Annotated in this window: 28 protein-coding genes; 1 reads left to right on the top strand and 27 read right to left on the bottom strand. The window is 42.6% G+C overall.

What is annotated here, in order from left to right:
• Positions 1–130 precede the first annotated feature (130 nt).
• From NCY30_RS04025 to NCY30_RS04000, 6 genes are all read right to left on the bottom strand, one after another.
• A complete protein-coding gene (locus NCY30_RS04025) occupies positions 131–1147 on the bottom strand; it encodes a sensor histidine kinase (RefSeq protein WP_250818496.1) in 1017 nt (338 codons plus the stop codon).
• Positions 1144–1818, bottom strand: coding sequence for a response regulator transcription factor (locus NCY30_RS04020; protein ID WP_044919626.1), 675 nt, complete (start codon positions 1816–1818; stop codon positions 1144–1146). The genes NCY30_RS04025 and NCY30_RS04020 overlap by 4 nt, the downstream gene beginning before the upstream one ends.
• 230 nt (positions 1819–2048) lie before the next feature.
• Positions 2049–2705: a cell wall hydrolase gene (locus NCY30_RS04015; protein WP_022416041.1), complete on the bottom strand. Its 657-nt coding sequence runs from the start codon at positions 2703–2705 to the stop codon at positions 2049–2051.
• Positions 2706–3277: 572 nt separating this feature from the next.
• Positions 3278–6478, bottom strand: a complete 3201-nt coding sequence (gene carB / locus NCY30_RS04010; RefSeq protein ID WP_006426780.1) for a carbamoyl-phosphate synthase large subunit — start codon at positions 6476–6478, stop codon at positions 3278–3280.
• The gene (locus NCY30_RS04005; protein WP_044919737.1) at positions 6478–7548 is read right to left on the bottom strand and encodes a carbamoyl phosphate synthase small subunit; all 1071 of its coding nucleotides are present in this window, start codon (positions 7546–7548) and stop codon (positions 6478–6480) included. The genes carB and NCY30_RS04005 overlap by 1 nt, the downstream gene beginning before the upstream one ends.
• 261 nt (positions 7549–7809) lie before the next feature.
• Complete coding sequence (locus tag NCY30_RS04000) at positions 7810–9069, bottom strand: transglutaminase domain-containing protein (RefSeq protein ID WP_243856956.1); 1260 nt, start codon at positions 9067–9069, stop codon at positions 7810–7812.
• Between the two features lie 146 nt (positions 9070–9215).
• Between NCY30_RS04000 and NCY30_RS03995 the strand changes: the two genes are divergently transcribed.
• Positions 9216–10112, top strand: a complete 897-nt coding sequence (locus NCY30_RS03995) for a carboxypeptidase-like regulatory domain-containing protein (RefSeq protein ID WP_173784411.1) — start codon at positions 9216–9218, stop codon at positions 10110–10112.
• Positions 10113–10160: 48 nt separating this feature from the next.
• Here the strand turns inward: NCY30_RS03995 and NCY30_RS03990 are convergent, their stop codons facing one another.
• The 21 genes from NCY30_RS03990 to NCY30_RS03885 all read right to left on the bottom strand — a co-directional run bounded on the left by NCY30_RS03990 (position 10161) and on the right by NCY30_RS03885 (position 26315).
• Positions 10161–11516 carry an N-acetylmuramoyl-L-alanine amidase gene (locus tag NCY30_RS03990; RefSeq protein ID WP_250818495.1) on the bottom strand — a complete coding sequence of 452 codons (1356 nt, stop codon included), beginning with the start codon at positions 11514–11516 and terminating at the stop codon, positions 10161–10163.
• 54 nt (positions 11517–11570) lie between these two features.
• Positions 11571–11996, bottom strand: coding sequence for a phage holin family protein (locus NCY30_RS03985; protein WP_330521758.1), 426 nt, complete (start codon positions 11994–11996; stop codon positions 11571–11573).
• Between the two features lie 98 nt (positions 11997–12094).
• Entirely contained in the window at positions 12095–12736 is a 642-nt protein-coding gene (locus tag NCY30_RS03980; protein ID WP_161170125.1) for a hypothetical protein, read from the bottom strand.
• A 76-nt stretch (positions 12737–12812) separates the two neighbouring features.
• On the bottom strand, positions 12813–15239 hold the full coding sequence (locus tag NCY30_RS15070; RefSeq protein WP_331476454.1) for a phage tail spike protein: 2427 nt from the start codon (positions 15237–15239) through the stop codon (positions 12813–12815).
• On the bottom strand, positions 15236–16810 hold the full coding sequence (locus tag NCY30_RS03965) for a distal tail protein Dit (RefSeq protein ID WP_250818494.1): 1575 nt from the start codon (positions 16808–16810) through the stop codon (positions 15236–15238). Before NCY30_RS03965 ends, NCY30_RS15070 begins: the two co-directional genes overlap by 4 nt.
• Positions 16811–16821: 11 nt before the next feature.
• Positions 16822–19821: a tape measure protein gene (locus NCY30_RS03960; RefSeq protein WP_250818493.1), complete on the bottom strand. Its 3000-nt coding sequence runs from the start codon at positions 19819–19821 to the stop codon at positions 16822–16824.
• A gap of 4 nt (positions 19822–19825) precedes the next feature.
• Positions 19826–20077 (bottom strand): hypothetical protein, encoded by a 252-nt coding sequence (locus NCY30_RS03955; protein WP_173785219.1) that lies wholly within the window; start codon positions 20075–20077, stop codon positions 19826–19828.
• An 86-nt stretch (positions 20078–20163) separates the two neighbouring features.
• Positions 20164–20556: a tail assembly chaperone gene (locus NCY30_RS03950; RefSeq protein WP_250818492.1), complete on the bottom strand. Its 393-nt coding sequence runs from the start codon at positions 20554–20556 to the stop codon at positions 20164–20166.
• A gap of 63 nt (positions 20557–20619) precedes the next feature.
• Positions 20620–21156, bottom strand: coding sequence for a phage major tail protein, TP901-1 family (locus NCY30_RS03945; protein WP_250818491.1), 537 nt, complete (start codon positions 21154–21156; stop codon positions 20620–20622).
• Between the two features lie 12 nt (positions 21157–21168).
• Entirely contained in the window at positions 21169–21564 is a 396-nt protein-coding gene (locus NCY30_RS03940; RefSeq protein ID WP_250818490.1) for a hypothetical protein, read from the bottom strand.
• Positions 21565–21568: 4 nt separating this feature from the next.
• Positions 21569–21934, bottom strand: coding sequence for an HK97-gp10 family putative phage morphogenesis protein (locus NCY30_RS03935; protein WP_250818489.1), 366 nt, complete (start codon positions 21932–21934; stop codon positions 21569–21571).
• A complete protein-coding gene (locus NCY30_RS03930) occupies positions 21934–22236 on the bottom strand; it encodes a hypothetical protein (RefSeq protein ID WP_250818488.1) in 303 nt (100 codons plus the stop codon). The genes NCY30_RS03935 and NCY30_RS03930 overlap by 1 nt, the downstream gene beginning before the upstream one ends.
• Positions 22233–22562 (bottom strand): phage head-tail connector protein, encoded by a 330-nt coding sequence (locus NCY30_RS03925; RefSeq protein ID WP_250818487.1) that lies wholly within the window; start codon positions 22560–22562, stop codon positions 22233–22235. Before NCY30_RS03925 ends, NCY30_RS03930 begins: the two co-directional genes overlap by 4 nt.
• 9 nt (positions 22563–22571) lie before the next feature.
• The gene (locus tag NCY30_RS03920) at positions 22572–22844 is read right to left on the bottom strand and encodes a hypothetical protein (protein ID WP_250818486.1); all 273 of its coding nucleotides are present in this window, start codon (positions 22842–22844) and stop codon (positions 22572–22574) included.
• Positions 22845–22857: 13 nt separating this feature from the next.
• On the bottom strand, positions 22858–24066 hold the full coding sequence (locus tag NCY30_RS03915) for a hypothetical protein (protein ID WP_250818485.1): 1209 nt from the start codon (positions 24064–24066) through the stop codon (positions 22858–22860).
• A 17-nt stretch (positions 24067–24083) separates the two neighbouring features.
• Positions 24084–24758, bottom strand: coding sequence for a DUF4355 domain-containing protein (locus NCY30_RS03910; RefSeq protein ID WP_250818484.1), 675 nt, complete (start codon positions 24756–24758; stop codon positions 24084–24086).
• A gap of 91 nt (positions 24759–24849) precedes the next feature.
• Positions 24850–25137 carry a ribosomal-processing cysteine protease Prp gene (locus NCY30_RS03905; protein ID WP_250818483.1) on the bottom strand — a complete coding sequence of 96 codons (288 nt, stop codon included), beginning with the start codon at positions 25135–25137 and terminating at the stop codon, positions 24850–24852.
• Positions 25130–25486, bottom strand: coding sequence for a hypothetical protein (locus tag NCY30_RS03900; protein ID WP_215726961.1), 357 nt, complete (start codon positions 25484–25486; stop codon positions 25130–25132). The genes NCY30_RS03905 and NCY30_RS03900 overlap by 8 nt, the downstream gene beginning before the upstream one ends.
• Positions 25487–25552: 66 nt before the next feature.
• Positions 25553–25885: a YjcQ family protein gene (locus NCY30_RS03895; protein ID WP_173785230.1), complete on the bottom strand. Its 333-nt coding sequence runs from the start codon at positions 25883–25885 to the stop codon at positions 25553–25555.
• A gap of 35 nt (positions 25886–25920) precedes the next feature.
• Complete coding sequence (locus NCY30_RS03890) at positions 25921–26103, bottom strand: hypothetical protein (RefSeq protein WP_173785231.1); 183 nt, start codon at positions 26101–26103, stop codon at positions 25921–25923.
• Positions 26104–26141: 38 nt separating this feature from the next.
• Positions 26142–26315 (bottom strand): hypothetical protein, encoded by a 174-nt coding sequence (locus NCY30_RS03885; protein ID WP_156337633.1) that lies wholly within the window; start codon positions 26313–26315, stop codon positions 26142–26144.
• Positions 26316–26325 lie beyond the last annotated feature (10 nt).

Here is a 26325-nt window from a genome sequence, read left to right as displayed (position 1 = left end):
CTTTCTTTTTAAGATTTCTTCTTTACGGTATCTATTATAAAAAAAGAGGAAATATCCTGCCATCGAAGCATGTGACATTTCCCCTGTTTAATCTTACATTCCTGTAAGGTTTTCTCTTTTTATCTGATCGTTATTCCGGATTCCATTCTTTCCTTGTCAATTCCAGATATACACGGGTTCCTTTTCCCACCTCTGAATCAATCCATATCTTATGTCCCATCTTATCCATGATCTTTTTGCAAAGATACAGTCCAATCCCGGTAGACTTCTTATCTGCTCTTCCATTATATCCGGTAAACCCTTTTTCAAATACTCTAGGAAGATCTTCTGCCTGAATACCGATTCCATTATCCTCGATCACCAGACACTCCCGTCCTCTTTTTTCTTCCAGACAGATTCTAATCTCGCCGCCATTCTTTGTGTATTTCAAAGCATTAGACAGAATCTGTTCTGTCACAAACTCCAGCCATTTTTCATCTGTAAGAACTATTCGTTCCACCGGCCGGTAATCCAGACGGATCTTCTGAAGAATAAACATCTGAGAATATTTCCGGACAGATTGTTTCAGAATCTTATCTAAAGACACCTTCTCAAACTGCAGATCCCCAGACATATCTTCCATGCGGAGATACGTCAGCACCATCTCCACATACTGTTCCATTTTAAAAAGTTCCATCTTCATCTCTTTTAATTCCGGCAGTGCCGGGTTTTCATCTTCCACCGATTGCAGCAATATGTGCATCGCAGTGATAGGTGTCTTGATCTGATGCACCCACATACCATAATAATCACTTAAGTCCTGGCCTTTGATTCTTGCCTCTGATTTCAACTCCAGAATCTTTTCGTCAAAGATCCCCAGTAATTCCTGATAATCCAGTTCCAGAAGATTCCTGCACTCTGGAAGTTCTTTTGTGCACTCCTGCGTGCTCTTCTTAAACCGTTCCAGCAGAAGATGCTTCTTCCGGAAGCGATGATATTCCGTTATTACATAAAGGAGCAGCCACAATATCACCAGCAGCAGTGCATATTTCAACGCATCCATCCTGATATTATAAAGAAATGCTACAACAATAAATATTCCGACCGTTCCGGCATAAAGGCTGATCTCTCTTGTTTTATCTTTAAAAAATGCTATTAACAGTTTCATGCCTCCACCATATATCCTATTCCTTTTTTTGTGATGATCTTTCCGCCAAGGCCAATCTGTTCCATTTTTTTACGAAGTCTTGCCACATTGACCGTCAGTGTATTGTCATCAATAAATTCATTGCTGTCCCAGAGTCTCGTCATAATACTTTCACGGCTTACGATCTTCCCTGTATTTTCCAGAAGTATCTGCAGAATCTTGAATTCGTTCTTGCTCAGTTCCAGTTTCTGGTCCTGATACAGAACTGTCGCATCTGCCAGATTCAGGATCGCACCGTTCCACTCCATGACATCTGCCGTTCCACGAAATTCATAGGTTCTTCTTAACACGGCCTGCACCTTTGCCGTCACCACATTCAGGTCAAACGGTTTCTCGATGAATTCATCGCCGCCCATATTCATTGCCATCACAATATTCATATTATCATTCGCCGATGACAGGAAAATGATCGGCACCTTCGAGATCTTCCGGATCTCCTGACACCAGTGAAATCCATTAAAAAATGGAAGCACAATGTCCAATAACACAAGCTGCGGCTCAAATTCCACGAATTTTCCCATTACGTCTTTAAAATCCGTCATACATTCTGCCTGATAATTCCATTTTTCCAAATGGTTTTTCAGTCCGCCTGCTATTGTTTCATCATCTTCCACGATTAAAATCTTATACAATCTTTCTTCTCCCCATACTTCAAACTCTGTCCTTATCTGCGTAAGTTACCATCGTCATCTTTTCTAATGCGCGGTGACAAAAAGGACAAAAGTTTAACACTTTTGCCCTCTTATCGTAATACATTTGTCATGCAATTGTCAATTCCGGCTTTCTTAAGATTTCTTTCGAATTTCTGAAGAACTCCGGCTCCATTCCATATGCATTTCTTTCTATATTATTTCTACAAATGTTAGTGGAAATAATGTGCCCCGATCTTCATTCCGGCACCGCCTTGATCAAAATACAGACAGTTTCCAATCGGATTCGAGCCATTCAACGCATCTACAGCAGCCTGCAGAGCTGTCTGTGAATATCCCTTTGAACTTCTCACTCTGTTCAGCCATCCGGTCGCTGCCGGTCCGAACTGCCCGGACTGATAGATGACTTCTTCGATGGAATTCGGATAACTTCCACTCTTTACACGGTTCATGATCACCGCACCGACGGCAACCTGTCCTTCATACGGCTGGTTTCCTGCTTCGCAGTAGATGATGGATGCAAGCAGTTCCTGATTGGCTCTTACGTATGCTTCTCTTGCTTCGCGTTCTGCTTTTTCTTTTGCTTCCTGCTCTGCCTTTTCTCTTGCGAGGCGTTCTTCCTCTTCTTTTTTCGCTATATTGTCTGCAATTACCTGCTGGCTTGCATCCGTCATTTCCTGTGCAGATGCCACGATATTCTGTGATATCGCCTGTACAGCAGTGTGTGTATTCGTATTTTCCCCTTTTGTTTCTGTGATTGTTGTTACTTCCGGCTGTTCAGAGGCTGCCTGACTGGTAAAACCAGTTGCCATTACTGCGCATGCTGAATACAGCACGAACATCGATTTCAGTCTCTTCGCTTTTAACATAATATAAATACCCTCCTGATTTTGTTGCAATGATTTACATTTCTTTTAATAAAGTATATTCATTTTTTTCAACTTTATTACAAATATTACAAATTTGTTACAAGCAACGATTGGTATCATATCATGTATGTCTCGTTTTGTCAACTTTTTTATTTACTTTTTTAAAGTCTGCAGATTATGCTACTCTTTTTTCTTATTTTTAGCGTTCATTTTTCTCCGTTATTTCTCTGCTCCTTAAGCTTCTCTTTTACAATAGCTTACTACTGTTACAATTAAAAATACCGGGATACAGATTACTGCCGCAATCATGATAATATACGGTGTCCAGTAATATCCACTGCCGATTTTCACGCGTCAAAATTCTTCCTCCTGAGGGCGTCCCCTGTATATAGAACGTATTACATGATGTAAATAATCACATATTTTAATGTTTGGCAACAAAAAAGCAGCATACTGCAAAATAATCATGCTGTATGCCACTTTTTATTTATGTTTTTACAAACATTACAAATATTAATTATTCAAATTCTGTTACATAAAATTCATTTACGCAAAATCCGATTGTCCAAACTCTATTTGATCTTAGCAATGTCGATCAGTGTCAGTTTCTGGATATCTGTATTCTCAAGACTGGTGATCAGAGCTTTTGCTGTATCGATCGCTGTCAGTACATTGACACCTGTCTCGATCGCATTTCTACGGATCACGAATCCGTCTCTTGAGTGATCAGCTCCCTGCGGAGGTGTGTCGATAACCAGGTCGATCTTATGTCCGAGGATCAGATCCATAAGGTTCGGAGATTCCTGCTCAATCTTATTGACTGTCATCGCTTTCACGCCTGCATCTGTCAGGACCTTGGCAGTTCCTTCTGTAGCAAAGATCTTGTAACCGATCTTCTCGAATCTGCGTCCGATCTCTACTGCTTCTTCCTTATCTTCATCACGAACTGTCATAATCATGTTCTTGTGTTTTGGAAGTTTGACTCCGGCACCGATGAATGCTTTATAAAGAGCCTCATCAAATGTCTTGGCAATTCCCAGACACTCTCCGGTAGACTTCATCTCAGGTCCAAGGCTGATATCAGCACCGCGGATCTTCTCAAATGAGAATACCGGCATCTTGATTGCAAAATAATCTGCTTCCGGCTGTAATCCAGGTGTATAACCAAGTTCTTTGATCTTGTGTCCGATGATCACTTTTGTTGCAAGTGGTACGATCGGAATACCTGTTACCTTACTGATGTATGGAACAGTACGGCTGGAACGAGGGTTAACTTCGATTACATATACATCTTCTCCACATACGATGAACTGGATGTTAATCAGTCCGATTACATGTAAGGATTTTGCAAGTCTTCTTGTATATTCGGCAATCGTCTCTTTTGTCTTCTGAGAGATGCTCTGTGCAGGATATACAGAGATACTGTCTCCGGAATGGATTCCGGCACGCTCGATATGCTCCATGATACCTGGAATCAGGATATCTTCACCGTCGCATACGGCATCTACCTCAATCTCTTTACCCTGTAAATATTTATCAACCAGGATTGGATGATCCTGTGCGATACGGTTGATGATTCCGATGAACTCATCAATATCGTGATCATTGATCGCAATCTGCATTCCCTGTCCGCCAAGTACGTAAGAAGGTCTTACCAGTACCGGATAACCCAGTCTGTTTGCAACTTTCTTCGCTTCTTCTGCTGTAAATACAGTTCCACCTGTCGGTCTTGGGATCTCGCACTGCTCAAGAATCTCATCAAACAGCTCACGGTCTTCGGCTGCATCTACATTTTCAGCAGATGTTCCAAGGATTGGAACGCCCATCTTCATAAGAGATTCTGTCAGCTTGATCGCTGTCTGTCCACCGAACTGTACAACTGCTCCGTCCGGTTTTTCCAGATCTACGATACTTTCTACATCTTCCGGTGTCAGAGGCTCGAAATACAGCTTGTCAGCGATATCGAAGTCTGTACTTACTGTCTCAGGGTTGTTATTTACAATAATCGTCTCATATCCTTCTTTGGCAAATGCCCATGTACAATGTACAGAACAGAAGTCGAACTCGATACCCTGTCCGATACGGATCGGTCCGGAACCAAGTACCAGTACTTTCTTCTTGCCGGAAGTTTCAACTACTTCATTCTCACTTCCGAATACAGAGTAGTAATATGGTGTCTCTGCTGCGAACTCAGCCGCACAGGTATCAACCATCTTATAAGAAGCTGTGATGCCATTATCATGACGAAGGTCATGGATCTCACGCTCTGTCTTTCCTGTCAGTTCTGCGATCACATTATCCGGGAACTCTAAGCGTTTTGCTTCTTTTAATGTCTCTGCTGTTAATTCTTCTGTCTTTAATTTCTGTTCCATCTCTACGAGAATTGCGATCTTGTCAATGAACCAGTTGTCAATCTTTGTAATTCTGTGAATGTCTTCGTAGCTGATGCCCTGACGGATTGCTTCTGCGATCTTCCAGATACGACGGTCATCTACAACTTTCAGTTCTTCTAACAGTTCTTCTCCTTTTAAATAAGAGAAGTCATAAGACATAAGGCTGTCTACATGCTGTTCCAGAGAACGGATGGCTTTCATAAGTGCTCCCTCGAAGTTATCACAGATACTCATAACTTCTCCGGTCGCTTTCATCTGTGTTGTCAGTGTACGTTTTGCACTGATGAACTTATCAAATGGAAGTCTCGGGATCTTTACAACACAGTAGTCAAGCATAGGCTCAAAACTTGCGTATGTCTTCTTTGTTACTGCGTTCTTGATCTCGTCCAGTGTATATCCAAGAGCGATCTTTGCTGCAACCTTGGCAATCGGATATCCTGTTGCCTTAGATGCAAGTGCAGAAGAACGGCTTACACGAGGGTTAACCTCGATTACACAGTACTCAAATGAATCTGGATTCAGCGCATACTGTACGTTACATCCACCAGTGATATTTAACTCACTGATGATATTAAGAGCAGATGTACGGAGCATCTGGTACTCTTTATCGCTCAGTGTCTGAGAAGGTGCTACTACGATACTGTCTCCGGTATGTACACCTACAGGGTCCAGGTTTTCCATATTACATACGGTAATGCAGTTACCATTGCTGTCACGCATTACTTCGTACTCGATCTCTTTCCATCCTGCGATGCAACGTTCTACCAGAACTTCCCCAACACGTGAAAGACGAAGTCCATTTTCCAGGATCTCTACGAGTTCTGTTCTGTTATCCGCGATTCCGCCGCCGCTTCCACCAAGTGTGTAAGCCGGACGAAGTACAACCGGATATCCGATACTTTCAGCAAATTCGATACCAGCCTGTACATCCTTTACGACTTTAGAAGCTGCACAAGGCTCGCCGATTTTTTCCATTGTCATCTTGAATTCCAGACGGTCTTCGGCCTTTTTGATCGTCTCAGAAGTAGTACCGATCAGACGTACGTTGTTTCTTTCAAGGAATCCATTCTCATCCAGCTCCATAGCCAGATTCAGTGCTGCCTGTCCACCCAGTGTAGGAAGGACACTGTCTGGTTTTTCCTTTAAGATCAGCTGTTCTACCACCTCAACTGTCAGAGGCTCGATGTATACGCGGTCTGCGATATCTTTATCTGTCATGATCGTAGCCGGGTTAGAGTTCAAAAGGACTACTTCCAGACCTTCTTCTTTTAATGAACGGCAGGCCTGTGTACCTGCATAGTCAAACTCCGCTGCCTGTCCAATGATAATAGGGCCAGAGCCAATTACTAATACTTTCTTAATATCTTTAATTCTAGGCATTATTTTGCTCCTTTCATCATATCCATAAATCTATCAAACAGGTATCCGGAATCCTGTGGTCCAGGACAAGCCTCCGGGTGGAACTGAACTGTGAAAATATTCTTTCCTTCGTATGCAAGTCCTTCGTTGGTTCCGTCATTTACATTGATAAATGCTTCTTTTGCGATAGCCGGATCAATGGTTGTACCATCAACTGCATAACCATGGTTCTGTGAAGAAATGTATACTCTGTTGTTTGTCAGATCCTTCACCGGATGGTTACCGCCGCGGTGTCCATATTTCAACTTATAAGTCTTTGCACCATTTGCAAGTGCCATAAGCTGATGTCCGAGACAAATTGCAAAAATAGGAATATCAGTATTGTATAACTTCTTGATCTCTTCGATAATAGATACGCATGTTTCCGGATCTCCAGGTCCGTTAGACAACATAATGCCGTCCGGATTAGCAGCAATAATCTCTTCTGCTTTTGTTCCTGCCGGATAAACTGTAACTTCACAGCCGCGTTCATTTAAAGACTTGGCAATGTTCTTCTTTGCACCGAAGTCCATAAGAGCAACCTTCGGTCCATTGCCTTCTAAGACATATTTTTCATCACATGTTACTTTTGATACCACATCACCAACTGTATATGCTTTCAGTTTTGGGAGAATCTCATCTAAGTTGTAATTCTCGTTCGTGGTGATCATTCCGTTCATGGTTCCCTTTTCACGAAGAATCTTCGTAAGGGCACGTGTATCAATTCCTGCAATTCCTGGAATATCCTGTTCTTTCAGGAAATCCTGAAGTGTTCCTTCACAACGGAAGTTGCTTGGCATTCTGGAAAGTTCTCTTACGATATATCCATCCGGCCATGCCTTCCTTGACTCCATATCCGGTGTGATGCCATAATTTCCAATCAATGGATAGGTCATTACTACGGCCTGTCCCGCATAAGAAGGGTCGGTTAATACCTCCAGATAACCTGTCATTGAAGTATTAAACACTATCTCGCTAATCATGTCTTTTGTCGAACCGATACTGGTTCCGGTAAAGACAGTCCCGTCTTCTAATATAAGAAATGCTTTCATATATTCACCTTTTCCCTTCTGTGTTTCTTTTTCTTTTTTCATGAATCCATACTGCTGTACTTCAGGTACATTTTCTATATTTGGGCAAAAAAAATTCGTTGTTACAAAGAATTTTTCTTAAAAATACAGAATAAAAGGCAGTTTGTGCAAGCACAAAACCGCCTCGTTTTTCATACATCGGTACCAGACAATTTATGTCTTCACAAATTGTAAAAATTATACTACATAATCCGAGGATTTTCAACGGATATTTTTGTTTTTTTATGAATACTGCCAAAATATTACAATCTTGTGTAATCTCGGGTCATCGATGTACTGGTACTTCACCTGCGATAATCCATAGTAATCCGCCAGATTCTGCGCTGCTTTTGCAAGTTCTTTCTGGAAAATGTCATCGTGCGCCTGACTGTAGACGGATGTATCTGCGAATTTAAAAATTGTAGCACTTTTCTTCGCCCAGATAGCCTGGTTCATGGCTTCCAGTACCTTCTTGGCATCATACTTTGTGTAATACATTCCGTTTACCACGTAATAATTGCAATCCATCTTGCTGCACTCTGGCATCTGTGTATCCTTATCCAGAATATGTGTCTGAAATAACTGCGTATCATCACAACACATATAATCATAGCTGATATTTGCCTTATTACCAGAAGCCTCTGCATCTTGACCTGAATTTTGCTCTGCATCCCGGGATGTATCTTCTCCTTCTTCCTGTTGGAACACCGGATCTCCCCAAGTTGTGTCGACATAATAATAATCGCCGTTACATTTCACCAGATTCCACGCATGGTTTCCGCCTTCCGTCGTCTTTCCCGTCACATAAGTACAGAACACGCCAAGCCGTTCCAACAAATACTGCGTTGCTTTCGAATATCCAGCACATACAGATTTCTGATTGACAAATACGCTGTAGATGTTCTGATTATCCGGCGCGCTCTCATCATACTCTACTTCATCTACGATTTTTTCATATACATAGAGAATTTTGTGATAGTCATCTGCATCGGCATCCAGATCTGCCAGCCACTTCTCTGCCGCCTGCATAATCGCGGTCTGCATCTTCTGGCTTTCTTCTGCTGTGTAAAAATATTTCGGTTTCAGGACGGTATAACTTTCTTTTCCTTTATAAGTCGTAGCCGTTGCTGTCCCGTCACACCAGAAGATGTCCGGCTGATCCTTCATCAGCTTCTGAAAAATCTGATTTGTCTCATCTACATCCGCGTTATGTACATAAATTTCCTCCGTGTGGTTTCTGACACCTTCCAGAATTTCCTGATAGACCTGCCTTTGTTCAGTCGGCAACTGCTGATAATAATATTTCTCCGTGTTCTCTTCTTCCGTTATGGATACTTTCTGATAAGGAATATCTTGTTTTTTATTTGAACCAAATTGTTCAAGTTCCAGGTATCCGCCCCTTTCTGCTGCTGCGGTTCCAAGAAAGAGAATGCATGTCAGAATCAGGATGATTAATTTCTTTTTTCTTCTTTTTCTATATATCCGTAAACACCTTCTTTTCATGCTCTGTTCTACGCTCCTGTTTCTGTTATTTTTAAGATGTTCCATACTTTGTGTAACAATCTGTCTCTTTTATTCCCTGTATCTTCACATTTTTCTTATTTTTGCATACTCTGTCAGTAACAGAGTCTTAAAAGAGGTCCTATTTTATGAACGGAACGACTCCAACCACTCAGGATACTCCCGACAAAGGCCGTCTGCAGATTAATCTCGTATCTGACATCTCTGCCTATCCGATTCAGGGGGCTCAGATTTCCATCTTCTACACGGGTGTTCCAGAAGCTCAGTTAGAACAACTTACTACCGACAGTTCCGGGCAGACCGATACGATTGATCTTGCGGCACCACCGTTAGAATACAGCCTGAATCCAGAAAATGAAGTCCAGCCATATTCCGAATATACCATGCAGATCACCGCCGAAGGCTTCGAGTCGGTCAGTATTGCCGGTGCTGAAATTCTCGCCGATGTCACTGCCATTCAGAATGTCAGCATGAAACCAATCGACACTCCCGAAGACGAGGAAACCGTATTCGTCATTCCGGCTCATACATTATATGCCACCTATCCGCCTAAGATTCCCGAAGACGAGATCCAGCCGACCTTCGAATCCGGAGAGATTGTCTTAAGCCGCGTCGTGGTCCCGGAATACATCGTAGTTCATGATGGAAGTCCACGCGACTCCACTGCCAAAAACTATTATGTGAAGTATAAGGATTATATCAAAAATGTAGCTTCCAGTGAAATCTATGCGACCTGGCCGGAGGATACCATCCGGGCAAACGTACTGGCAATCATGTCTTTTACTCTGAACCGGGTATATACAGAATTTTACCGGAACCGCGGATATGATTTTACGATCACTTCTTCAACCGCATTTGATCACAAATGGATTCCGGAACGGAATATCTATGATACGATCTCTGTGATAGTGGATGAATTGTTTGCCGATTATCTTTCCAGACCGAATGTCAAGCAGCCGATACTGACGCAGTATTGTGACGGACGGCAGGTACAATGTCCGAATTGGATGACCTTTTTGCTATAACCTATAAAGTGGATTTTTACCTATTTATATGCTACATTTTAGCAAAAATCATCTAAACTGAATAGCCTCGATGCGTAACTCCTGTCCTACAGTTCCAAGCGTTGCTACTCCGTCTGCTTTTGTCCAATCTGTCCATCCGGAGCTCTGGATATGAACACGATATTCAAAGTCTCCTTCGAAGCATAAGCATTCAATACGTTTCTTTTCTCCAACAGTACCGATGATTGTGTCTTTGGTGATCGTACCGTAATCCACCCAGCCTTTACTCTGGATGTGAGCTTTTGCTTTAATCGTTTTTCCGTATGGATTAATCCGGAGTGCTTCCAAGCGTAATGCGTGGCCGGTGATACCAATCACATTCTCTGCGGCTTTTGGTGACAGCCATCCTTTGCTCTGTACGTGCGGTTCGACGGAGAACATGGATTTCTTAATCTCCAGTGCTTCCATCTGCAGACCTTTTCCGATCGTACCTGCCCATTCTCCGTTATTGGCCCATTCTGACCAGCCAATGCTCTTCTGGTGGACTCTGTACAGGTAGAAAGATTCCTTTCCTGTGATCCGGATTGCTTCCAGTCTTCTGTTCTGTCCGGTGGTTCCGATCAGTGTGTCTTTGGTGATGTTCTTGTATTCTTTGTTTCCGATTCCTTTCATATGGACAACAACATCTGTTTCTCCGACCGGCTGGATGTGCAGTGCTTCGATCCGGCGATTCTGGTTTGTTGAGCCGACCATTAATCCGTCAGACTGCCAAGCTCCCCAGCCAGCACTTCTCATGTGTGCCTGGTATGAAATTGTACCGAACTTATCAATCTTGTTCTGGAATACTCCACCAGCCTTGATCTCTCCGTCGATTGGTTCTGCTTTCTTCTTAACTGGTGCTACCGGTGCTGCTGGTGCAATACCGAAGGACTTAAGGATTCCTCTTGCCAGATCATCAATTTTCTCATTGAATTTCGTAAGATCTGTTTTGTTTGTAATGAATCCATTTTCCAGAAGTCTGTAGCTGTAACCTTTCGCAGCTGCGCGATTGACGTTGGCAAGATGCGCTCTGCCTACAACCTTGTTGGCTCTTCCAGGGAAGAATGTTCCGATGAAGTTGGCGAGTGCTGTATCATACTGATCCGGATTATATCCTTCTTTAATGATTACGTGCCCACCTTTTGCCATCGATACTCCGCTGTCCATATGCAGTTCCAGAATCTGATAGCTTTTTGGAATATTGAGTGAGTTAATACCTTTATCGGCATACCAGTTCCGGCTTGTATCTCCAAGAGTAACATTACTTCCTCCGTATGCTACAATTCGTCTTGCGAGTGCACGGACTCTCTCTGCTTCGGTGTAACCGTATCCAACAGCTCCACTGTCACCAGCCCCGTGACCGGCTATTAAAAATAAATGTGCCATAATTGCTCCTTTCTGTGCGACGTCGCACACAATATATAATATGTTAGAGGACGATTATTCGCCCTCTGAATCCTCTTCCGTGTCTTTGTCCCTTAACTGTATTAATACATCTCTTAGCTTGTCCGGAATCGGTACAAACACCGCCGCGTTTTCCAATAAACTCAATGCCTCATTGCAAATATAGAACATGATTACAACTTCTCTTAACGGGATTGTATTCCCGATTAATTCTTGGATGGAAAAAGACACGGCAATTACAATAAACATTACAATCTTTTTCAGCAATCCCTTGAACCCAGTTTCCGATGACAGCTTTTTTGTATAAATACCTTTGATTACTCCCGTTATGTAATCTACCACTGCCAGGAACACGATCGTCTTTAAAAGCACGTCCCATCCACCAAGCCAGTATGACAGGACGCCTCCGATCAGACCGAACACTACACTGATCCAATTAAAAATTTTATCCATTTTCTTCATATACCTCACTCTTTCTTAATTTTTTTCATAAAAATAAGACCTTTCGGTCTTGCTCTGATTTCCATGTATTCACCTCCTTGCATAGAAAAAGAGAGGTGTTAACCTCTCTCATTATGATTCTTCTTATTATTGCCATCATATAATTCATATAATTTTTTCAAATCTTCACATTGCTTATTTTTCTTATATGTCCTTCCAGTCGCTTCGATTTTAATTCTATTCCATTCAAATTTCAGATACACTCGAACATGTCTCAAGAGTTTTTCTTCCCATATACTCCTATTTATCAAATATTTTTCCAATTCTTGGCGAAACTCTTTTTCGTAACATTCTTTTTCATAATATCGTAAATACGAAGCACGCAGTCCTTGGTAATAAAAGACTAGCTTTTCTACGCACCTATCAATATTCCTATCAATTTCATCTGAAAAATTTAAATGCATATGTATTAAAAATCTCAATTTTTCTATTTCACTTATATGCTTTCTATATGTATCTGAATCTTTCATCCCCTTGTCTACATTATCAATCGTTGTTGTACTAATCAAATCTGATATATATTCTCTGAATTTGTATAACCACTCAACTCTATTTTGGGTAACAGCATTGACATAATGTACTGCTTTGTTGTTTCTAACAGAAAAATAAAGCGAAATACTGCTGATTAAAAAAGTAAGTAATATTCCGATTGAAGTTAAAGCATCTTTATTTTCGCTAAAGAACTGTAACATTTTATTCATTATTACTACACTCTCCTTCCACTGTCATTATACAGCAGAAGGAGAAGTTTTCCAAGAAAGATTCATTTTCAACCGATTATCTTGCGTATAATCTTGTGATACCTCCGTTGTTGTAGATTTTAATCTTGTTGCTACTCAAATATGAGATCCCACCATTGTATGCACTAGAATAATATGCTTGATGTGAACCGGACCCGTGATCTACAACAGAACGACTTGTTAATACCTGTGCCGGTACGATCGTGCTTGCAAGTTCTCGGTAATAATTTCCATTTGTACTGCTTGCAAGTCCGCACGTGATCATGAACTCTGAATACTGCGATACATCGACTGTAATTGTGGAGTTTCCTGCTGAGGTCTGGTTCTTTAGTAATGTCCACTCTCTGTTCGCCTTGTTATCCACCTTTGTAAATAAAGCAGTCATACTCTCGCCGTTCACATACGTATCTGTATCATTAACTACTACTGATGGTACTGATGCCGATCCGCCCTCATGTGATGCCTTCGTTGAAATTCTCGTAGATGAATTTCTAAGATATGTTTCTGCTCCATCTACACCTATTTCCAGATCACCTATAAATACTTTTGCACAATCGACACCCTCTCCTAATCGAATCTCGTCACCTTTGAAGGATGCAAGTTCTTCAGTCCCCTTCCTAACTTGTACACTGGTTCCATCTATAAACACATTGAATCCAGCAGCATTACCGATCGTAGCTGTTGGCGCATATACTGGTTCGGATGCCACTCTCCAGTTTATACCGTCATATGTGAAGGTTACGGTTGCTCCGTCGGTCCAATATACATCCCGGACACCTTGGATATACATTGCTTTTGTACCTGTACCAGCAATATTAAGTGTTGGACTGGATGCGGTATTTGCATAAGTAAATTTAACAGCTACTGTTGCTCCGGCTTTGAGAGATAATGTTCCAGCCGCCAAACTTGCAACTTTCGCTACAGTTCCGGCTGCGGTATCGCATGTCGCATAGAGCATTTGTCCGTCTTTACCTGCATCCCCTGTCTGCCCTTGAGGACCAGTTGGTCCCTGTGGTCCTTGAGGTCCTGTATCACCTTTTGCTCCCTGTGGTCCTTGAGGTCCTGTTGCTCCGGTGGCACCTGTCTCTCCTGTTGGACCGGGAATGCCCTGCTCACCTTTTATCTTTACCCATGTGTACTGCGTCGGATCGGAAAGATCAGCTTCTTTCGCAAGCCGGTTCGTAGCGATTCCGAGATAGTCTTTTCCATATGATTCAATCGATATTCCAGTCCCTTTTTCATCATCTGCATAAGCAGTCCAGGTGTAGAAATTACGATTCTTCGCCAAGCCTTGGAATTGTTCTGCCAACTCCATAACTTTTGCATCAATACCGCTTCCCTGTCTTACATAATCCCCTAGCTCTGCTTCTTTTGTATCGTTCGATTCTGACATCTCTAATTTCAACATTCTTGCAGTAAGATATATATTATCGTCATCATCAACAATGGATACCGTGTCACCTACCTTCACCCCATCTGGAAGATATAACAACTCTACCTCATAGGTAACAGCTTCATCACAGATCTTCTTAAGACTGGATACGGCTCGATTGCACAATTCAGATTTCGATGTCGTATCGTATGTAAAGGATTTTACGATATGTCCAACATCATTCTTATTCTTTTCTGTCTTAATCTGATACCGGCTCCACTTTTCCAGTGCTTTCCGGGATTTCACATAGGATCCTTCTACATAAAAATCTCCATCATCGTACTTATAACCATTTAATGTAATCGGATTTTCTGATCCTTCCGGTGTTCCGCCGGTACAGCGGTATGCTGTTGCAAGATCTGCGATGGAACTCTTGATTCGAAATCCGCTAACCTCTTTGCCAACAGTCAAAGTAACACCCGAATCATTCCCCCTATTCCTGTACACATTTATGTATTTTCCAGTCACAGCCATATTCTCGACTTTGAAGCTGAATTCAATCTCAGCATTATCAAACTGTGTAGCTACGCTCAATAGCCTTTCCGTAGCTGTAGTTTCACCGTCCCAGGATAACTTTCTTGTAAGATTGCTTACTTCGTTGATCCCGATTTCGAATCCGGAATCATATGCAAATTTATTAATGTAATAGGCAATGTTATAAGCTTTATCTGCAGCATATTTTCCGACCACTTCATTTAACAGATCCAGTCCCGCATCTTCAGCATAGATGGATGCATCCTTTTGAATCGGATCTATCGTCGAATCAATAATCGTATATACTTCCACTTCACTGCTGTCCGAACTCTGCTTTAAGATGAAATTTCCGACTGCAGCAAGCTTCTTCACATCAACTTCCTGTTCTTCGCCCTCATCCGGATTTACAAAATTGTAATCCAAATTGCATTCAAAGATTGCCACACCTTCGGATATTTCTTCTGTCTTTTTATCATTTGTAATCATTAGTCCCTTTGGCAGTCCGGTAGATGCTGATCCAAGAATGTTCATTGCCCTGTCAGCAAAATATATGATCACAAGAACACCTCCCTGTACTTCATTTTAAACATCGGTTTCTTCGCCCAGCTGGAGCACAAGCATTGAACCTGATTAACTCCCGGCTTCAAGCAAAATGTTTCCCAGTCATTTCCAAGAGCTCCCAGATCCGGCTTTGGCAGACCATTCATCCGAATTGATCCATCTGAACAATTTGCAATCAAACTGCAGTCCTGCGCAAATTTATTCGGTACATCTCTCCATTTTTTTACATGTAACTTCTGAAAATAAAAAGCATTGATCCCGTTGTATGTAAGATACTTATTCCCTGATCTTGTTCCTCTCTGCTTAATCGCAATCTGAATCTTGGCACATTTCATATCCGCTATTTCCGGAATATTGAAGCTCGGATAACTGCCATTATAGAAAAATGTAAGTTTACTGCCTTCTTTTCTAAGATCACAATGTCCCCAGTTCCAGTACCACGGATTTTGCTTCCGCAGATGACTTGTCATATAAGTGTACGTTTTCAGCACACGTCCCGCCTGCTGATCGGTACTCTTCTTGTTCGGATTGTAGCAGACTAGATCATAACGTCCTGTATTTCCGCTCATATCCGATTTATACCAGTTCACACCGGCAATAAGCTTATCGTCCGCTGTCAGATAGTTAATACACATTTCTCCGGTCTGTCCCATCAATCCGGCATAAAACAGGATATGGAAATAAGAATAAAAGTTCTGACACCCTTCCTGATCACCGGTTGAGTCCGCCGGAAGAATGATGGTTCTGAGTCCACCGTTTGCGCGGCCAACCTGTTGCCCTGCAGACTTCAAAGAGAGGAACTTGGTATTAAACCATGTTGATGTTCCGAGGGATCCTTTTGCTCCGTAGAAAGGATGCATAAAATCCGTTCCAGATGTATCATCCGGTGCATTGAAAAAGTCCTGAAGCGTAGCCAATGTCTCATTTTCTTTGTACGTCTCCCCATCTTCCTCTTCGATGTTTCCGAACTGTAAAATATGTTTATCCTGATCAACGAATCCGACAAATCCATTCTCTCCATTTTCCATCACTGCTTCGAACGTTGGATGTGCTTTATACGTTCCTTTATAATCAACAACAAATGTTGTCCCGTCATCTGCAGTTGGCGCAACCTCGTACTCTTCTACGGAATATTTAAATGGATCTGAGCAATAGAACTCAATTTCTGCAGTTACCGCATTTCTGCCATGCGGCACATCGCCGGCATTTACCTTTGTTCCGACATAATACTTATCCGGTTCATCCAGGAAGATCAGCTTCGCTTCTGCCACATCCAACAGTGAATTCAATTTGTTGTAAGCATTCCGGAATTCCGCATTGCTCTTAGCGATCAGCTGATACCCCACAGTGATGGTTCTTGGCTTATATCGTTTTCTCCGATATCTGGATCCGTCCATGATCTCTGTAGATAGATCTGTTATTTCCGTCTCAATTAATTCCCGGCCGGACACATACAGTGTCCGATATCCGGGGATTACATTTTCAAAATAGACTCCGTTAAAATTGAGAGCTTCGGAGGGCAGTATCTGCTCTTCCTGTCTCTCTGTAGTGTCTACAAATTTATACATATCTGCCCTCCTTATCTCATGCCTTTCTTTCGAAGATCTCTTTTCTGCTGCTGTTCAATTTCTTCTTTGGTGTATTTCGCCGTTGCCTTTGCCACCTGCCGGCCATCTACTTCGACAGGGATGTAAATGGTATAAGTTTCATTTCTGGTGTATTCATAATCATCATTCAAATCATCGATACTTGTTCGAATATTCATGCCAATATCCGGTATTGTTGCCAACTCTGGTATTTGAACCAGCTGTGCTGCAGCTTTTCTTGCGAGTTTAACTTTTCCTAATATTGCATTAACCCATCCAATGCCAAAATAACTACCTAATTTTTCAGACACCCTTGACGGACTGTGAATCTGCGCCTTCGCCCTAATTGCCGCCTCTGCTGCAGCTGCCAACTGCGCTGCGACAGATCTTACACGTCCGACCTGACTCGCCATACCATTTGCAAGACCAGCGCCTATATACACACCACAGCTGTATGAACCGGATCCGGCTGATCGCATTGCCACTACCGTGGATGCAGACATGGATCTTGCTGTGGATACTGCCCGGTTCATTCCATTGCGGACTCCGTTATTGAAGTTGTTTCCAACAGCATTCCCGGAGCTCCTTGCTTTTCCTTCTGCGTTTGAAAATTGTCTTACCAATGTATTAACTGCCGACTTTGCTCTACTTCCCAACGCATCCAATCCGGAATTTACCACATTTACACTGGCTCGCATACTCGTGAGCGAGCTTTGGGCGCTTTTGGCATTACCGGCTATGGATTTCATGCTTGAATTGACAGACTTTAATGCTACCACCATTGCAAGGGTGCCAACTGCGCCACCTGCCATAGCTACTCCAAACGCAACCACTACAACAGCCGATGTTCCCATTCCGGCCGCAAGACCTAATGATAATGCTGTTAAGGCTGTCAGTGCTCCTACTGTTGCTAAAGCTCCGGATGATACGGCAGGGAATGCAGCTCCCATCAACAGAAGTCCGGCACCAGCTACTGTAAGACCGGCACCAAGGGCCAGTGTGCCTGCTGCCAGAAGCAACACACCCGCTGCCGCTATCAGGACAGCTGCGCCAACTAATACAAGTCCTGCACCTACCACTACAAGTCCGGCACCAAGAACAATGCATCCTGCTCCGGCTACTGCAGCCCCAGCGCCAAATACGATCATGCCTGCTCCGAGAGTTGCGATGCAAGCCGCTCCCTGAATTCCATATTGCACAATGGTCGGAAGCACACCTGCTACTATGGCAAGCCCAACACTTGCCAGCAGTGCTCCGGTTGAAACCAGTAATATAGCTACACCAAAGGCAACGAGACCTACTGCTCCGGCTGTCAATGCCGGTCCTAGTGCTGCTGCGCCAAGGGCAAGTCCGGCAATTGCCGCAACCATACCAACCATACAGCCTATAGCAAGCGGTCCCGCATTCGCCAGATTAACAGCCGCCAGTGATAATACAGCAATCCCCGCTGCCGCAATCAGGACAGCTGCACCAAAGGCAATGAATCCGGTTGCTCCGGCCGTCATAGCCGGCGCCACATTTTTGGCAACAACCATTAAGCCTGCCACCGCTCCTGTCATGCCGATCAGTACTCCTGCTGCCAGTGGTCCGGCTTGTGCGATTTGCACGGCCGAATATGCCAAAAGGGAAAATCCGGCCGCTATCAATGCTACTCCTGCGCCAATTGCTACAAATGCTTTTGCTGATTCTACGATAGTCCCTGACGATTCTTTGCTTGCAGTGCCTACCGCTTTTTCACCCGCTGCTACACCAAATAGCTTACCTGCCAGTGTCGCTATTCCTTTTCCTGTCATGCTTACAATTGCGCCCGCAAAAGTTTTGACACCAGGGGCAACTGCACTGACTATTTTAAAGCCTTTAAAAGCAACATATAATTTCGGTAACAGTGTAATCGCTTTTGCCACTTCTTTATCATGATCTTTTAGAAAATCCGCAAATGTAGTCAATGCACCTGTTGCTGTTCCCATGCTTTCAGAGAAATTATCCACACTTTCCTTTTTTCCAAATGCTCCGGTAAGTTCCTGTACTTCGTCAATAATCGCACCCGCTGCCTCTCCAAAGGCTGTCCCTACCTCTTTTGCATCTGTTTTCAACACGTTCCAGTATGGAGATATAAGTTCGATTGCTTTTGGAATTCCAACGGACAATTTGTCAAATCCCGCCTCCACCTTACCGGTCATCCCATTGATTGCATCAATCACTTTAGGCTTTGCGAATGTATCATAAAGCTTCATCATTCCGCTTACTGCAGATGCCTCCAAGTTACCCATAGCGCCTTCAAATGTTGTTACGGATGTGGCTGCTTCTTTTGCCATGTCGGTCATGCCAATGTTATTGATAGCCTGTCCGAGCATGTCTGCGGTAATTGCACCCTTTTCCATTGCTCCTTTGAAGTCGTTCCCTAATGTTGGATTCAGCTTAATCAGCTCTTTCCGTAAGCCTCCAGCAAGCTGCGGACTGGCATTAATGATCTGGTTCCAATCCTGAGCATGTAAAGCTCCTGCTGCCATTGCCTGTGAAAACGCAAGTGCTACCGAGGAATATTCCTTTGCACCTCCACCAAATACAGCAACTGCATTACCGACTGCTTCCGTCAACTTGTCTGCGTCTTTGATTCCATTTGCCAAAAGTGAGCCGAATGTACTCATAACATCCTGCAGGGAGAATACTGTTTTATCCGCATATGTTTTTAATGTACCTGTTGCTCCGGCTATTCTTTGTATTTCCGCTTCGGAATACCCGGAAAATCTCATAGCTGCCTGCAACTTATACATGGAATCCGATGTTTCTATCGTCTCTTTCGACAAATCACTGACTGAATTTGTCACCAGCGACATCGCCTTTCCACCGATTGCAGCCATTGCACCAAATCCAAGACCACCGGTGAGAGTGGTTTTCAGATTATTTGCATATCCCTGGCATGATTTCATAATGGATGAAAAGTTTTTGTCCTGCGCTGATAATATTGCTTTTACACTATACGACTCTGCCATCCTCTCACTCCTCTCTATCCAGCAGTTTGGTTATTCCAGCAAATCTGGATGGTTTCCTTCGATTCTTCATTTTTTTCAGTTCTTTATCGAAATCAAAGAACTGCCGGAATCTCTTGTAAACTGGTTTGGTCTTACCTTTACCGGCTTTCTTTTCTGCCTTTACCGCAAAATTCAAAAATGCCTGACGATGTTCATGTAAACTCTCGTCAAGCATCCGAAGCTCTAAAGCCTCCATCATAAGTTCATATTCTGCCAATGTCAGCTGATCCACCTGTTTAAATGACGTGAAGCCAAAATACCGGAAGCAATTCCTTGCTACGGTTGTATATAGGTCTTCCTCTTCTACTGCTCCTGAGTCTTCTTCTTCGCCATCTGTTCCTCGTACTCTTTCAAGATCTCTTTCACTGCTTTCTTGGTAGCATTTGTTTTCGATAAAAAATCTTTTGTTTTCTCCATGAGCTCATCGATGTCTACCTCTTCCGAATCAATGTAAGAATCTAACATTGCCTTTGTTACTCTTGGATTCTCTCCCTTATTTGCCAAATCTAACAGATCTACCAGCGCGTTCGGTTCCTGATCAACCACAACACTAGCGATCAGATACCTTGCTCCTATTTCTTTTGTGGTTCCCGGCATTCCCTGAACCGGAACTACGGTAAGCTTATTTGCTTCTCTTAAGAATCCCATTCCGAATTTAAACTGATATACTGTTCCATTGATTGTAAGTTCCATCATATTGTTTTATCTCCCTTCTGTGCGATGTCGCACATCAAAAAGAGGACGAATCTTCTCGTCCTCTTAAGCTCCTGTCTTCTGAGTGTCTGCAAATACATATGCTGCTACTTCCTGCTGTTCTGCAGTAACCGTTGCATAGCCATCTACGCCTTTTCCTTCCAGCCCAAATGTCAACGATAACTCAACATTATCCTCTGCATTGGATGTCTTATCAATTTCCGTAAGATATCCCTGGAAGTATTTTGCCTTAAATTTATCAGTCGAGCTCGCCTGCGGCTCTGCTAAGTTTACTTCCCAGATCTCCATCTTTTCGTCATCATCGAGTGCTGCTTCCAGCTCATCGATGAACTTATCTCCTTTTTTTAAAAGGCTTGATGCTGTGATTTCTCCTTCTGCTGCTCCCGGTGTACGTACTGTGCCGTCTTTTGTCACTGTCGAATCAGCGTCCTTCGACTTTGTACGTTCATTTTCTGTCGTAAATGCAAGTGCTGTTGCATCATGATCTTTCTCTGTACTCAGGATACGGTACAGATATACGATCTTTTTTCCTGCTACTGCTTCTGCAAATAACTGCAGTCCAAATAACTTTCCGTTCTTCACTATTGTCATCTCCTAACTAAATTTAAATGCCACTTCTAGGATTCCCATAAGAAGCGGCTGTTTCGTTGTATTATCCGGCAGGATTCTCTGTGTCGGTCTCTGCATATTCCAGGCATAGTGCGCTGTATGTTCGATAGACCTGCAGATGTTTTTGATATCTGCTAAGATACCGGATACCGTTCCTCTCTGCCGTATATTATCATGCCAGACTTTCAACGTCAGATTAGTCTCGCCGATAATCTCATTCTTTGTAGCCCGATCACTCTCGGAGCAATCCGCCAGGTAAACAAAAGGATACGGCGTGTCCTCCGGCGGTAAGACCGTGTCATACACACCAACTCCTGTATCCTCATATTTTTCTTTCAATGCCATCAAAACGGTGCTGAACAATTCCTGCTGTGGATCCATCTTATCACCTCACAAGTTCCTTCATATCCGCCTTGAATTTTTCCTTCTGTTCTTCAAATGCCGGACGTATATGTGGCTTCCCTTTCATGAATCTCGTTCCATATTCCTGATAACCTGCATATTCCGCTGTTGATTCAACCTCTGCAGTCATGCCGCCATCTGTAATTTCCAATCCGATGCTACGCTTTAATGTTCCACCCACATATCCAGGTATCCCTGTACTTTGTGGAGTTCCTACCGGTGCATTCTTCTGTGCTTTTTTCTGCAACTGCGCACCGTTTTTTTTCACAGTTGCTTTTACTTTCGATAAATCCATATTCTTAGTCAGTTTAGCCTCCAACTTTTCAAAGCCTATCAGCTTTACTCCCATCACATCACCTCCGATACAACATATACCTGCTTCGTCCGAAGCTTCCTGCTGAAATCTACACCATATGTTTTATTCCCTACGCGAATCCTGTCAAATGGCCGGTCGTAATGATTCTGCAGGTGAATGGTAAGGCTGCCTTCCTTAATTCCGGAATAGACAAGCATCATCGTATTCGTACCGGTATCCATGACTGAGGCAGACTTCATATCTTCCGATATCGCATCTTCTCCATAATTACCGGTAGCCGGATCATACTCTCCAGGGGTGAGTTTCTGGAAGTATATTGGTGTGTCATATCTCATAGGAATCTCACCTTACCTTTCTTTGATTCTTTCTGATCATCCAGATATGCCCGGATATCATCCATGTATCCCGCAAAATCATTTTCTGACCAAGAAAGGCTTTCTCCCTCAACACTGTGAGAGGAAAGTCCTTCCGAACCGATTCTGTTGAACCGTATGATTGACACATCCAGAATGATATAATTCATCTCTTCCGGAGGCTCTAACCCCCCAAGAAGGAAACGCAGCCTTTGTTTGGTAGCCTTTAAAATTAACAGCAATTTATTTTCTAATTCCTCGTCAATTTCTTCCGGCAGTCCCAACAAGGCTTTCAGATCTTCAATCATACGCTCCTCCTATTCTGCCGGCTCTTTATTTTTGGGTACTTTATTCTCAGGTTTCTTCTTCCCGGCTTTTGATGTTTTTTCTGCAATATCTGCACCGGCTGTATTGTCTGGATCTTCTTCTACCAGTTCGATCAGCGGAGTGTGCTGTTTGTTGTTATTGCCGGCCAGCTCCTCGATTCTTTCTTTGCTGACATCTACTCCTTCACGAGGGAAGATATCTCCCTCGTTATAGGAATGATCGTTATCATGGAGATCAATAAAATGTTTGATTACCTTATACATACTTCCTTACCTCCTATGCTCCTGGATTGACAGTTACAGCTACATCACCAGAACGAACAGCTTTGTAGTTCTGATCACATTCAACCAGTGTGATATGGTGCCCTGCTGTCGAAGCAATCTCTGATTCACCATCCCACTTAGACCAGTTCTTAACGTCCACGCCGTAAGTTACTGAAGTTGCGGTTGCAGCATCTTTGTATTTCCAGCAGTTTCTTGGTGACAGCAGCTGCTCTTTCACTGTCAGCTTTGTATCCCCTGCTTCTGATCCAGCCTCTGACGTTACGCTTAATGTTCCTAAGGTCTGTGTATCAGATTCGCCTACAGAAATGTATGCGATTGCATCTAAATATTCACAGAACAGACGTAAGCCCATGATTGCGTAGTTATCGGAAATCATACGGCTGTATGTTCCTTCTGAGTGGAATCCGATAAATCCTGTCTCTGAATCTGTTGTGAATCCAAGTCCAGCTTTAGCAAACTCTGAATCTCCCGGATCAACATAATATGCAATCATGTTGTTGAGCGGTGTTGCAATTACGACGTTCTGTGGAATCTCAGAAGTAACAAATACCACATCCGCTCCAAGGAAATTTGTCAGATACTTAAATCCGAATGCAGTCTGCAGTGTAATATCTGCTGCACCGAGATACTTGTACACATCCAGTGTGTTTACCCAAACAGCTACTCCGGTTGCCGTTCTCTTCATCTTCTGGAATTTAGCTACAACCATTCCGATTGCCATCGCAACAGCCATCTGCCAAGTTGTTTCATGTCCTGTAAGAGATCCGGCTTTTAACTGTGCGTAGAATTTATCAGTCACTACATTCTGCAGATCGGACTTGAACTCATCATCCGTATCCTGTACTGCCGCCTCATAACCTTTTTCCGAAATGGCTTCAATCGATACGCCTTTACGATATTTTTCAATCTTGATCGTATCAAAAGGCTTTTCTTCTACTGTGTATCTGGACATCGGGATTTCTTCGCCTTCTCCAACATCCCCTGACTGCAGTTCACCTTTTACCGTTTTGGTCTTTAATACCGAATTGTTTTCCTTTCTGATCATTCTGGTAATTCCCAGAATATCTAACAGTGCCTTCAGGTTCTTACCAAAGGATGTGACAAAGTCAATCTCTCTGGCTTTTACCTCGATCTGCACTTCTCCTGTCAGGTTATTCGGTGCTGCAAATACCTGCAGACCTAATCTTCTAATATCATGCATGTTTCATACTTCCTTTCTTACTGAAATAATGTGATGTTCTCAGCAATCAGCTTCTGTCTTTCTGACGGATTCTTCACTGCTAAGATCTGATCCTTTGTCATCGATGGTTTATCTCCACCACTGCCTGCTTTTGGAGGTTTCCCTTTTAAAGCATCTTTCACTGCATTCTGTACCGCTTCCTTGTACATAGTTGCAAAAGCTTCCACTGCTGCCTTAGTTCCATCTGCATCTTCTGCTACAAGATTCATAACCAGCTCATCCGGAATAGTAATGTTCTCGCCTGCCAGCATCTTACGGGCTTCTTTCGCCATATCTGACCGGGCATTCTGACGTTTCATCTCTTCCAGTGCATCCTCCGCTTTCTTCGCCCTGTAGTTTGCTTTTTCCTCATTGGTCATCTGTGCGAGCTTTTCCGCTTCCGATACCTTATCGTCCGTCAGTGTCTTCCATTTGGTCTGTGCATTTGTCACAGCCGTATTGACTGCCTTCTGGACACGCCGATCGAACTCTGACTGATTTCCTTCCAGTGCCAAAAACTCATCAAATGACATTGTTGTGTTGCTGTTATTTCCAGGATCTCCTCCAGTTCCAGCACCGTCTCCTTCTCCGGATCCACCGCCGTCTCCTCTAGGCTCTGTAAATAACTGCAGGTTACTCATTGGAATTCTCCAGTGATTATTCATGTGTTTCATCTTATCTATCCTTTCCGCCCCGCCCCATTCATTTAAGCCCAGGTCGTTGCATCTTGAATGTGTAGTTTAACGACATCCCGGTCACATTAAGTTACATGATCCGGACATACTCCGGAAACTCCTCGGCAATCATACAGATGCCAATGAAAAAGGAATCCACCAGAGTTTTCGACTTCTCTGATAGATCCCCATACTTTATATCCACCCTCCCGGGAGATATCTCATATTCAATTTTATCGTCTGTCAGATCCTTTATGGACTTGATCAGTGTCAGTGCAAGTGCTGTTACACCGGCACAGACGATATCTGATCCGGAAACAGCATAATTTGCATGTCCGGATATCTTTATTTCATCCTTGCGGACAGTTACTTCAATCAAGACATCCCACCTCCTGAAATGTGGCAAAGATTTTCGATGATTGAATTGCTAACCAATCCACCATTTCTTCATTTTGCGCCCAAGCGGATATCATATTCGAGTTTGCAGATAAGCCGCTCTCTTCCAAATATGCATGTATAATTTCATGTCTCAGCACACGGTTCATATGTCGTTTTCTTCCTTCATCCGTAAAATCTTTATCCTTGTTTTTTAAAATATAAATTTCTCTATTACATCGATTAAACAAACCATCTGCATATTCTCCCACGCCTTTCAATCGCTCCGGATACTCGTCTACAAAACGAATATCGTAACATGTCCCCATAATACTAACATTCATATCTTGCAATCCTGTCACCTCCTTGTGCTAAAATGAGTATAAAAATACCACCAATCATTATGATCAGTGGCTTTTCTAAATAAACGGTATCATATCTTTTACATCTTTCAATGTTTTCTTGGCTTTCTCAATCAATGAATTTTCAAATAAATACTCTATTCCCTTTGGAGTGATAATAGCTTCTTGCAAATCACCAAAAATTACTCCTTCTTTTGTATGATTAACCCTAATCCCTTTAATATACTCTTCGTTAATCAAGCTTAAAAGAATGTATATCCAATAATTTTCCGGGATATTGTACGTCGATGCAACTAAATACTCAGCTTCTGGTTTTTCGCCTTTTTTCAGGCAATCATAAAGGTACTTTAAAACTCGGTATACAATCACAAAATAATCATTTTGAGCCATTTATCTCACTTCCTTACTCTTGAAGTAATTTACACTTATTCTACAAACTCTGGCAATTCTTTTTTCAGCTTTAATGATTTTTTAATATCTCTCACATATGCTTTATATGAGCCTTCTCCGTATTCCAGCTCCATATATCCATCAGGAGTACGGTCAAACATTTTGTAGTAATCGTCATATAGCTTTTCCAGCTCTTGTGTCATTTTTCCATACCACATTACTTCATATCCATTCTACTCATTTTAACTAGTGACACTTATTTCTGATATAAATATCCGTTTTCATACAGATAATCATTTTCTTCTACAGTTAAAACCGAGAATGGATTTACCCAAGTATCGTCTTCTTCTATCGGTCCATCATATTTATACTCTGATGGAATGAATCCCAGTTTTTTGCATATTCTTTCATATTCTTTATCAACTGCCATATCAAAGCAC

The sequence above is a fragment of the Dorea sp. MB18-49 genome, from assembly GCF_023669465.1.
GTDB classification, from domain to species: domain Bacteria; phylum Bacillota; class Clostridia; order Lachnospirales; family Lachnospiraceae; genus Dorea_A; species Dorea_A longicatena.
Note: the sequence above shows the minus strand (reverse complement) of the source record. Positions and strands in the feature narration are given on the sequence as shown.

What these genes read in the sequence shown, in the direction of transcription:
- NCY30_RS03925 (WP_250818487.1), bottom strand. Translation starts at nt 22,562, where the DNA reads ATGATTGAAGATCTGAAAGCCTTGTTGGGACTGCCGGAAGAAATTGAC.
- NCY30_RS03910 (WP_250818484.1), bottom strand. Translation starts at nt 24,758, where the DNA reads ATGAAACACATGAATAATCACTGGAGAATTCCAATGAGTAACCTGCAG.
- NCY30_RS04015 (WP_022416041.1), bottom strand. Translation starts at nt 2,705, where the DNA reads ATGTTAAAAGCGAAGAGACTGAAATCGATGTTCGTGCTGTATTCAGCA.
- NCY30_RS03895 (WP_173785230.1), bottom strand. Translation starts at nt 25,885, where the DNA reads ATGGCTCAAAATGATTATTTTGTGATTGTATACCGAGTTTTAAAGTAC.
- NCY30_RS03985 (WP_330521758.1), bottom strand. Translation starts at nt 11,996, where the DNA reads ATGAAGAAAATGGATAAAATTTTTAATTGGATCAGTGTAGTGTTCGGT.
- NCY30_RS03980 (WP_161170125.1), bottom strand. Translation starts at nt 12,736, where the DNA reads ATGAATAAAATGTTACAGTTCTTTAGCGAAAATAAAGATGCTTTAACT.
- NCY30_RS04025 (WP_250818496.1), bottom strand. Translation starts at nt 1,147, where the DNA reads ATGAAACTGTTAATAGCATTTTTTAAAGATAAAACAAGAGAGATCAGC.
- NCY30_RS03950 (WP_250818492.1), bottom strand. Translation starts at nt 20,556, where the DNA reads ATGATGGAACTTACAATCAATGGAACAGTATATCAGTTTAAATTCGGA.
- NCY30_RS03990 (WP_250818495.1), bottom strand. Translation starts at nt 11,516, where the DNA reads ATGGCACATTTATTTTTAATAGCCGGTCACGGGGCTGGTGACAGTGGA.
- NCY30_RS03930 (WP_250818488.1), bottom strand. Translation starts at nt 22,236, where the DNA reads ATGAGATATGACACACCAATATACTTCCAGAAACTCACCCCTGGAGAG.
- NCY30_RS03965 (WP_250818494.1), bottom strand. Translation starts at nt 16,810, where the DNA reads ATGTATAAATTTGTAGACACTACAGAGAGACAGGAAGAGCAGATACTG.
- NCY30_RS03920 (WP_250818486.1), bottom strand. Translation starts at nt 22,844, where the DNA reads ATGTATAAGGTAATCAAACATTTTATTGATCTCCATGATAACGATCAT.
- carB (WP_006426780.1), bottom strand. Translation starts at nt 6,478, where the DNA reads ATGCCTAGAATTAAAGATATTAAGAAAGTATTAGTAATTGGCTCTGGC.
- NCY30_RS03995 (WP_173784411.1), top strand. Translation starts at nt 9,216, where the DNA reads ATGAACGGAACGACTCCAACCACTCAGGATACTCCCGACAAAGGCCGT.
- NCY30_RS03935 (WP_250818489.1), bottom strand. Translation starts at nt 21,934, where the DNA reads ATGGGAGTAAAGCTGATAGGCTTTGAAAAGTTGGAGGCTAAACTGACT.
- NCY30_RS03885 (WP_156337633.1), bottom strand. Translation starts at nt 26,315, where the DNA reads ATGGCAGTTGATAAAGAATATGAAAGAATATGCAAAAAACTGGGATTC.
- NCY30_RS04000 (WP_243856956.1), bottom strand. Translation starts at nt 9,069, where the DNA reads ATGAAAAGAAGGTGTTTACGGATATATAGAAAAAGAAGAAAAAAGAAA.
- NCY30_RS03960 (WP_250818493.1), bottom strand. Translation starts at nt 19,821, where the DNA reads ATGGCAGAGTCGTATAGTGTAAAAGCAATATTATCAGCGCAGGACAAA.
- NCY30_RS03915 (WP_250818485.1), bottom strand. Translation starts at nt 24,066, where the DNA reads ATGCATGATATTAGAAGATTAGGTCTGCAGGTATTTGCAGCACCGAAT.
- NCY30_RS04005 (WP_044919737.1), bottom strand. Translation starts at nt 7,548, where the DNA reads ATGAAAGCATTTCTTATATTAGAAGACGGGACTGTCTTTACCGGAACC.
- NCY30_RS03890 (WP_173785231.1), bottom strand. Translation starts at nt 26,103, where the DNA reads ATGTGGTATGGAAAAATGACACAAGAGCTGGAAAAGCTATATGACGAT.
- NCY30_RS03940 (WP_250818490.1), bottom strand. Translation starts at nt 21,564, where the DNA reads ATGGATCCACAGCAGGAATTGTTCAGCACCGTTTTGATGGCATTGAAA.